Annotated in this window: 8 protein-coding genes and 1 pseudogene; 3 read left to right on the top strand and 6 right to left on the bottom strand. The window is 66.7% G+C overall.

Translation table 11 applies throughout. The features are described 5' to 3' along the window. Both BIS11_RS06795 and BIS11_RS06790 read right to left on the bottom strand, forming a co-directional pair. Window positions 1–1,129 (bottom strand): annotated as a pseudogene (locus BIS11_RS06795) (methyl-accepting chemotaxis protein); the annotation flags it as partial. 161 nt (window positions 1,130–1,290) lie between these two features. After that, window positions 1,291–1,905 carry a flavin reductase family protein gene (locus BIS11_RS06790; RefSeq protein ID WP_253418730.1) on the bottom strand — a complete coding sequence of 205 codons (615 nt, stop codon included), beginning with the start codon at window positions 1,903–1,905 and terminating at the stop codon, window positions 1,291–1,293. 144 nt (window positions 1,906–2,049) lie between these two features. Here BIS11_RS06790 and BIS11_RS06785 point away from each other — a divergent pair, with 144 nt between their 5' ends. Together BIS11_RS06785 and arfB are read left to right on the top strand one after the other, a co-directional pair. Next, window positions 2,050–2,997 carry a D-2-hydroxyacid dehydrogenase family protein gene (locus BIS11_RS06785; protein WP_253418727.1) on the top strand — a complete coding sequence of 316 codons (948 nt, stop codon included), beginning with the start codon at window positions 2,050–2,052 and terminating at the stop codon, window positions 2,995–2,997. Between the two features lie 11 nt (window positions 2,998–3,008). After that, a complete protein-coding gene (arfB, locus tag BIS11_RS06780; protein WP_253418725.1) occupies window positions 3,009–3,422 on the top strand; it encodes an alternative ribosome rescue aminoacyl-tRNA hydrolase ArfB in 414 nt (137 codons plus the stop codon). Here the strand turns inward: arfB and BIS11_RS06775 are convergent. From BIS11_RS06775 to BIS11_RS06765, 3 genes are all read right to left on the bottom strand, one after another. Beyond that, window positions 3,419–4,474 carry a proline racemase family protein gene (locus BIS11_RS06775; RefSeq protein ID WP_253418723.1) on the bottom strand — a complete coding sequence of 352 codons (1,056 nt, stop codon included), beginning with the start codon at window positions 4,472–4,474 and terminating at the stop codon, window positions 3,419–3,421. The two genes, arfB and BIS11_RS06775, sit on opposite strands and share 4 nt — an antisense overlap. Before the next feature lie 45 nt (window positions 4,475–4,519). Continuing rightward, complete coding sequence (locus BIS11_RS06770; protein ID WP_253418721.1) at window positions 4,520–5,683, bottom strand: zinc-binding dehydrogenase; 1,164 nt, start codon at window positions 5,681–5,683, stop codon at window positions 4,520–4,522. Window positions 5,684–5,773: 90 nt separating this feature from the next. After that, on the bottom strand, window positions 5,774–6,742 hold the full coding sequence (locus BIS11_RS06765) for a magnesium transporter CorA family protein (protein ID WP_253418719.1): 969 nt from the start codon (window positions 6,740–6,742) through the stop codon (window positions 5,774–5,776). A 165-nt stretch (window positions 6,743–6,907) separates the two neighbouring features. Here BIS11_RS06765 and BIS11_RS06760 point away from each other — a divergent pair, with 165 nt between their 5' ends. Beyond that, window positions 6,908–7,597 (top strand): hypothetical protein, encoded by a 690-nt coding sequence (locus BIS11_RS06760; protein ID WP_253418717.1) that lies wholly within the window; start codon window positions 6,908–6,910, stop codon window positions 7,595–7,597. Window positions 7,598–7,607: 10 nt separating this feature from the next. On the opposite strand, the gene BIS11_RS06755 is transcribed toward BIS11_RS06760, so the two are convergent. Continuing rightward, on the bottom strand, window positions 7,608–7,932 hold a 325-nt coding region (locus tag BIS11_RS06755; RefSeq protein ID WP_253585853.1), incomplete at its 5' end, for an aldehyde dehydrogenase family protein.

Raw genomic sequence — 7,932 nt, 5'->3', positions numbered from 1 at the left:
CCAGGGTGCGCCAGCCGAACACCGCCAGTACCACGATCACCCCCAGCGCCACCAGCACCAGAAGCGTGCGCCCGGTGTCCGCTAGGCCTTCCGCCTGGGCGCTCGCGGTGCTCGCCTGGGCGGCGATATGGGTATTGACGGCGTTCAGATCGACGCTCATCGCCTCCAGCGCCCCGGCGGTCTCCTGCAGCGCCGCCTGGGTGCGGGCGGCCAGGGCGAGCTGCGCCTCGCGCAGGGCGAACACCGACTCCGGCGCCTCGACCATCAGCTCGTTGAGCGCCTCGATCTCCTCGGCCAGCGCGTTGATCATCGCGCGCTGCTCCACTTCGGTGCTGGGCGCCTCGGCGATGGCGGCCAGCGACTCTAGCGCAAGGCTCACCTGGGGAGCGATCACGTAGTTGCGCAGGTCCATCAGCGCGTCCATGTCCTCGGCCTGGACCATCTGGCGGCTCAGGTCCGCCAGCCGCGAGATGGCGAGCCGCGCCTCGCCGCTGAGTCGCCCGATATCCACCTGCGGGGCGTAGAGGTTGTCCAGCAGCTGGGTGGGCAGCGTCGTGGTGCCCTCCTCGCGCCAGGCCTCCATCAGATCGCGCTGGTCGGCAAAGCGACGCGCCTGGCTGTACATGGTGCGATCGGAAATCGTCTGGGCGCTCTGGATGACGCTGGCGATGCGCTCTTCCATCTCCTGGATACGTGCGGCGATCGAGCCGCGAAAGCGCAGCGTGTCGCGGCGCACCGTCTCGAGCGCCGCATCCCCGGCCAGCAGTCGCGCATAGTCGTGATCGAGGGTGGCGAGCTGCTCGCTCTGCCCGCCGCTCTCCAGGCGCGCCAGGTCCGCCCGGCCGCGCTGGAAACGCTCGTCCAGCGCCGCCTGGGGCGTGACCGCCTCGAGGGCCGCATCGCTCTGGGCGGCGAGCAGGTCGGCGTGGCGCTGGCCGAAGGCGCCCATGGTCAGCACCAGATGGCGGCTGGCCTCCTGGAGCGGCAGCACGTCGCCGGTGATGTAGCGCTGGGCATCGACGAGCCGCTGATTGGTCAGCCAGCCGGTCGCGGCGAGCACGCCGGCCCCCAGCACCGCCGCCGCAAACAGGGTGATCAGCATGGTACGAATACTTAACGACTTCTTCATTCTTGGTGTTCGCTTATAGTCATCGTTTTGAAAGCGTGGCCGTGCCTTGTGGGCACTCCCCCCGGCTGGAACGCAATGCGCGCACCTCGGGGGAGTCTATCGGCCAAAACGCCGCCGACTTGAGCGCCACCCACCCTTTGCCTTGCCGCTGCGCTGGCAGCTCAGCGCGGGCGCTCGATCACGAAACGGTCGGTGGCGCGCAGGTAGTCGTTGCCGGCGAGCCGTCCGGTGGGCTTGAGCACGTCGATGTCCACGTGGCGTCCGTCCCAGATACGCTCGTCCACGTAGAGACTCACGACCCGGGCCAGCACCAGCGAGCCGGAAAGCGGCTGGTCGCCGAAGCGAATCACGTCATGGCGCGTGCAGCCGAAGGCGATGGGGGCGGTGGCGATACGCGGCACGCGCACCCCGGCCATCGCCGCCTTGTCGAGCCCGGCGTGGGCGAACTCGTCCTCGCCGGGTGCCAGGGAGGCGCTGGAGGCGTTGAGCGCCTCGATCAGATCCTCGCTTCCCACGTGTACCACGCACTCCCCGGTCGCCTCGATGTTGTTCAGCGTATCCTTGGCGCAGCCCTCGCCATCGAGCAGCGGCGAGAACGCCAGCACCGGCGGATTGACGCTCGCCACGTTGAAAAACGAGAACGGCGCCAGGTTGCTGCGTCCCTCGGCGTCGCAGGTCGCTACCCAGGCGATCGGTCGCGGGCAGATCGCCCCGGACATCAGCCGGTAAAGCGTGCCGGCGCTCAGCGCCCCTTCGTCGATCAGATACTCGCTCATGGTGCTTCTCCTGGAATGGGCTCTGGATGGTCGTGGGCTCAAGAATAGCCAAGCTTACCTGCCGGCATTCAACGGCGCTTGCGGCGTGTGCTTTAATGAAGGTCCAGAGACTCATGGACTCGCCCGCACCGAAAGGAGACGCCCGTGCACATCGTCATTCTCGATGATTACCAGGACTGCGTTCGCTACCTCGACGCCTTCGCAACGCTCGAGGGCCTCGCGGTGACGATCTACAACGACACCGTGACCGAGCTCGATGCCCAGGTCGAGCGCTTCAAGGACGCCGACGCCCTGGTGCTGATTCGCGAGCGCACCCCGATCACCGCCGCGCTGCTCGAGCGCCTGCCGAGGCTCAAGGTGATCAGCCAGACCGGCGGCGGCGCGGCGCATGTGGATCTTGCCGCCTGCAAGCGCCACGGCGTGACGGTGATGACCGGCAAGGGCTCGCCGGACGCCGCCGCGGAGCTGACCTGGGCGCTGGTACTGGCAGCGATGCGCCACCTCCCCGAGGAGGTGGAGAACCTGAAGGCCGGGCGCTGGCAGCGTACGCTCGGCACCGGACTCAAGGGGCGTACGCTCGGCATCTTCGGCTACGGGCGCATCGGCAGCGTGGTCGGGCGCTACGCCCAGGCCTTCGGCATGAAGGTGCTGGTATGGGGCCGCGCGGGCAGCCGCGAGCGCGCCATCGCCGACGGCCTTGGGGTAGTGCAGAACCAGCAGGAGCTTTTCGAGCGCGCCGACGTGCTCACCCTGCACCTGCGCCTGAACGACAAGACCCAAGGCATCGTCACGTCGTCGCACCTGGCGCGCATGAAGCCAGACGCCTTGATCGTCAACACCAGCCGCGCCGGGCTGATCGAACCAGGCGCACTCGAAGCCGCATTAAAACAGGGCCGCCCGGGCCGCGCGGCGGTGGACGTGTTCGATGTGGAGCCGGTGACCGAGCATCCGCTGCTCGCGCTTCCCAACGTCATTGCCACGCCGCACCTGGGCTACGTGGAGAAGGATAGCTTCGAGCTCTACTTCGGGGACGCCTTCGCCAACCTGCGCGCCTTTCTCGACGGCGAGTCGATCACCAACCTGGCAGGCTAGAAGGAGCCGACATGCTGACGCTTTCAAGCAACGTGACCCTGGCGGAGTGGGAGATCGACATCCACCAGATTCGCGCCCAGGGCGCCGGCGGGCAGAACGTCAACAAGGTCGCCTCGGCGGTGCACCTGCGCTTCGACATCCAGCGCTCGACGCTGCCACGCTTCTACAAGGAGCGGCTGCTGGCGCTGTCGGATCAGCGCATCACCAAGGAGGGGGTGATCATCATCAAAGCCCAGAGCCACCGCACTCTCGAACTCAATCGCGAGGACGCCCTGGCGCGGCTCAAGGCGCTGATCAAGGAGGCGGTCAAGCCGCGCAAGGTGCGCCGCCCCACGAAGCCCAGCAAGGGCGCCAAGCGCCGCCGGGTGGACGACAAGACTCGCAAGGGAGCGATCAAGTCGCTGCGCGGCAAGGTCTCGCCCTAACCGGAGTCGGCGTCCCGGTGCCGGTCGCTCAGGATGTGGTGCAGCTCGCCGCAGCGCACCATCGGGTCCTCGCAGTTGATCACGATCGTCGACTCGGCGAGCACGTAGCTGCGCCCGGTGATGGTGTTCTCGACCACCTGGTAGGCGCCTTCCCGGTGGGTGCCGGTGAAGGTGCCGATGAACCCGGTCTCGCGCAGCGACACGGTTTCGAGCTTGTCACCGATCTCGAGGCGCCCTTCATACTTCATCAGCGCAAGCCGCGCCGAGGTGCCGGTGCCGGTGGTGCTGCGACAGATCACGCCGGGGTGGACGTAGGTGGCCGAACGCGAACGGGTATAGCCCTCGCCCACCGCCTCTTCCGGCCCCATGAAGTGCAGAAACGGCAGCGGCCCCACGTCGCCCAGGGTGTAGTGGGAAAAGCCGCGCTTGGCCTTGATCGCCTCGACGATCCTGTAGGCGCAGGCGGCGAGCTCGGCCTCCTCGTCGAGGGTCAGCTTGAAGCCGAGCGCCTCGGCGTCGACCAGGGCGTAGAAGCCGCCGCTGTAGGCGATCGAGTAGGTCACCTCGCCCACGCCCGGCACCATGAGGCTATCGCGGTAGGTGTCGATGTAGCTGGGTAGCCCCTCGCAGGTCACCGACTCGACCACCCCGTCGTGTACCCGTGCCTCGATCTGAACCAGCCCCGCCGGAGCCTCGAGCTTGAAGCGCTGAAGGCCTTCGCGTTTGGGCACCAGTCCCAGTTCGAGCACCGCCGTGGCGGTACACAGCGTGTTCGAGCCGGAATAGATCGGGTAGCCCATCACTTCCATGATGATGTAGCCCGCCACTGCTTCCGGGTGGGTCGGCGGTACCAGCAAATCCACCGACATCTCGGGAATGCCGTAGGGCTCCTCGAGCAGCAGCCGGCGCAGGCCGTCGGCGTCGTCGCGCAGGTACTCCATCTGCGCGCGCACCGTGGCGCCGGGCAGCGCGTCGATGCCGGCGGTGACGATGCGGCTGACGTCGCCGCCGGCGTGGGTGTCCATCAACTGGATGCTATGGCGAGTGTTCAACAAGGCGACTCCTCGTTCGAATCGAAGACACGGCAATGGGGAAGCTCAGCGGGCAAGCGCGAAGGGCGCGCCGTGGGTCTGCCACTCAGCGTCCGGCACGATGACGATCTTGCCCAGATAATCGCTGCCCCGGCTGACGAAGTAGCGCTCCGCCTCGTGCAGCTGCGAGAGCTTGAAGGTCGCGTGCAGCACCGGCGAAAGCCTGCCTTCCCGGATCCAGGCCATCAGCTGCGCGGCCTCCTCGCGGGTGCCGTGGGAGACGCCGAAGATCTGCACCTGGTAGAGGTAGATGCGCGTCCACATGATCTCGCTGACGTTGCCGCCGCTGGCCCCGGCGATGGAAAGCCGCGGGTAGGTTTCGCGCGCGCTCATGTCCGCGATCATGGTGTCGATGAAAAGATCGGTCATCGCCCCGCCGACCAGATCCATCACCGCGTCGATCGGCGCGCCGCCGGTGGCCTCGAGCACGCGGGCAACGAAGGTATCGAGATCGCCCCGGTCGATCACCGCCTCGGCGCCGAGCGCCAGAAGTGCCTCCGCCTTGTCCGGCTGGCTCACCGCGTAGGGGATCGCGCCGATCACGCGGCAGAGCTGGATCAGCGCGGTGCCCACGCCGCCGCTGGCGCCGCTGACCAGCACCCGTTCGCCAGCCTTCACGCCGGCGGCGGTCATCATGTGATACGCCGTCTGATAGGAGCACATGCCCATCGAAGCGAGCTCGGCGTCGCCAAGATCGGGGTTGGGGATGTGATGAAACTGCTCGGAAGGCAGCGCGACGTACTCGGCGAAGCCGCCGTCGGCGCCGTGGCCGTAGTAGTCCGGGGCGAGGTTGATATCGGCGCGCGCATCCGGGTAGAGGTTGAAATCCAGAAGCCCGCGCTCGCCAATGCGCGCGGCGTCGACGCCCTCGCCCACCGCCACCACGCGCCCGGCGATGTCCGCGCCCTGGATGCGCGGGAACGTCAGCGTGGGCGCGCCGCCCATGGCGAACGACGTCACCTCTTCACGCCCCTTGGTCGGGTAGAGCCCTTCGCGGGCCTTGCGGTCGGTGTTGTTCTTCGCCGTGGCAGTGACCTTCACCAGCACTTCGCCGGGGCCCGGCGTGGGGGTGGCGACATCCTCGCGGTACTCGAGCTTGTCGATGCCGCCGTGGCCGGTCAACCGCATGGCGGCCATGGTGGCGGGAACGGGGAAGTGCGCGTCGGCCATCGAAGTTCTCCTTCGTCGGGTTCTGCGTGGGTTTGCAAGACCCTATCAAACTTCAGCGCGTTCTCCATCCCCCTCGCGCGCGGTGACGACTCAAAACCACTTCTTGCGCCGGAAGTACCAGATCAGCGCGCCGGCGATCGACAGCATCAGCGCCCACACGAAGAAGTAGCCGTAGCGCCAGCCGAGCTCCGGCATGTTCTCGAAGTTCATCCCGTAGATGCCGGCGATGAAGGTCAATGGCACGAAGATCGCGGTGATCACCGTCAGCACGCGCATGGTGATGTTGAGCTGGTGCGAGGAGATCGAGATGTAGCCGTTGATCAGGTCGCCGCAGATGTCGTAGTACATCTGGGTCAGGCTGTAGAGTCGCTCGAAGCGTTCGGCGACGTCGTTGATCGCGTGCAGGGTCTCGCTTTGATCCCGCGGCAGGTGCTCGTAGTCGTAGGCGGTGAGCTCCTGGGTGATGCCCTTGTGGTAGCTGAATATTCGCCGCATCTTGACCAGCCGCGATCGGTAGAGGGTGAGCTGGCGCATCAGCACATCGTTGCCGTTGTCCTGGAACTCGTCCTCGAGATCGCTCAGCGCGGTCTCGAATTCGAGGAGGCTGTCGCTGTAGAACCCGGCGGAGATGTACATGACGCGCAGCGCCACCCGCTCCGGCGACTGCGCCAAAAGCGCCTGACCCTGGGCATTGAACAGCCGCTCGATGCTCATCGCCTCGCCCGGGTGCAGCGTCACCAGAAAGCGCTCGCCGACGAAGAACGAGACCTGCTGGGGCACGTAATTGAGCTCGGCATCGAAGGACGAGATGCCGCGATAGATGATCAGGGTGTGGTTGTCGAACTCCTCGATCTTGGGCGGATGGCGCTCCTTGTGGGCATCCTGGATGGCCAGCGGGTGGCACTTCAAACCCTCTAGAAAGCCGCGCTCCACCTCCTGGGGCTCGGCCTGCAGGTCGAGCCAGAGATGACCCTGCGGGTCCTTTTGCCACTGCTCGAAAAGCTCGGCGCCGCCGATTCGAACCTGGCCATCGGGCGTGGTCAGCATGCTGCGGATCATCGTTTCGCATCCTTGTAAAACGTCGGGAAATCGGGGTCGGCACGCAGCCGTCGAAGGGCTCTAGCCTAAGGCGCGGCGCAAGGGCGGGGAAGTGAATAATAATGAGTGCCAGCGCGATGAAAAAGCCGTACTTTTAGATTAGACGATGCTGCAAAGGAACCCGTCATGTCCGTCATCGAGGCCAAGGAACACATTCAGGGGCGCCTGCACCGGCTGTTCGCCGCCCCCTATCACGCCTTCGACAAGAGCACCCCGGAGCGCGAGCTGCATCTCAAGGTAGTGCTCTACATGCTGCTGGCCCGTCCGATGATGCGCGGCCGGGTGACGCTACGCGTGATTCACGGCTGGCAGAACGGCAGTTTCGTCCCGGAGGAGCTCGAGCACGTCGACTACCCGCTGGCGTCACTCGAGGACTTTCGCGCCGCGGTGAGCGACTTCGACCGGGCGGTGCGCGGCAATGCCCCGCTGCCCGCCGACAATGGCGCCATCCTGGCCGCCCCTCTGGCCGAGGCCATTGCCGAGGCCCAGGCCGAGGGCGCGACGGTGAGCGCCGAGGTCGCGGCGTCGCCTGCGCGCTGGCCCGCCTTCGAGGGCGGGCTTGCGCTCTATACGCTGTTCAAGATGTACCACCGCCTGGTGTACGGCGAGGACGAGCCCTACCGCTGCTCGCTGTGCGAGACGCCGCTCGGCCCGCGCGAGATCCACGAGTTCCATCTCGAGGAGGGCGAGTTCGCCCTGCTGGTGCCGCCGAGCGGCCACGCGGGCGATCTCTCCACGCTCCTGGTGCTTCACGAAAGCCAGCTCGGTCCCATCGAGCGTCTTTTTGAACAGAGCCTGCCGCTGCTCGACGCCTGACCCGCAGGGCTCAGCCCAGCGAAATCGTGCTGTTGATGCCGCCGGAGACGTTCTCCGGCGCGAACCAGCGGGCGGTCACGGTCTTGGTCTGGGTCCAGAAGGCGATCGCCTGCTTGCCGTTGGGGCCGAGATCGCCGAGTTTCGAACCCCGCGAGCCGGTGAAGCTGAAGTACGCCACCGGCACCGGAATCGGCACGTTGATGCCGATCTGGCCGACGTCGATGTCGGTCTCGAAGCGCCGGGCCACCCAGCCGGAACTGGTGAAGATCGAGGTGCCGTTGCCGTTGGGGTTGGCGTTGATGAAGGCGATCGCCTCGTCGAGGCTCGCCACGTTG

The organism is Halomonas sp. 707D4 (genome assembly GCF_024158685.1).
In the GTDB taxonomy this organism is placed as follows: domain Bacteria; phylum Pseudomonadota; class Gammaproteobacteria; order Pseudomonadales; family Halomonadaceae; genus Vreelandella.
The sequence above is the reverse complement of the archived record's forward strand: the minus strand, read 5'-3'. Positions and strand labels throughout refer to the sequence as shown.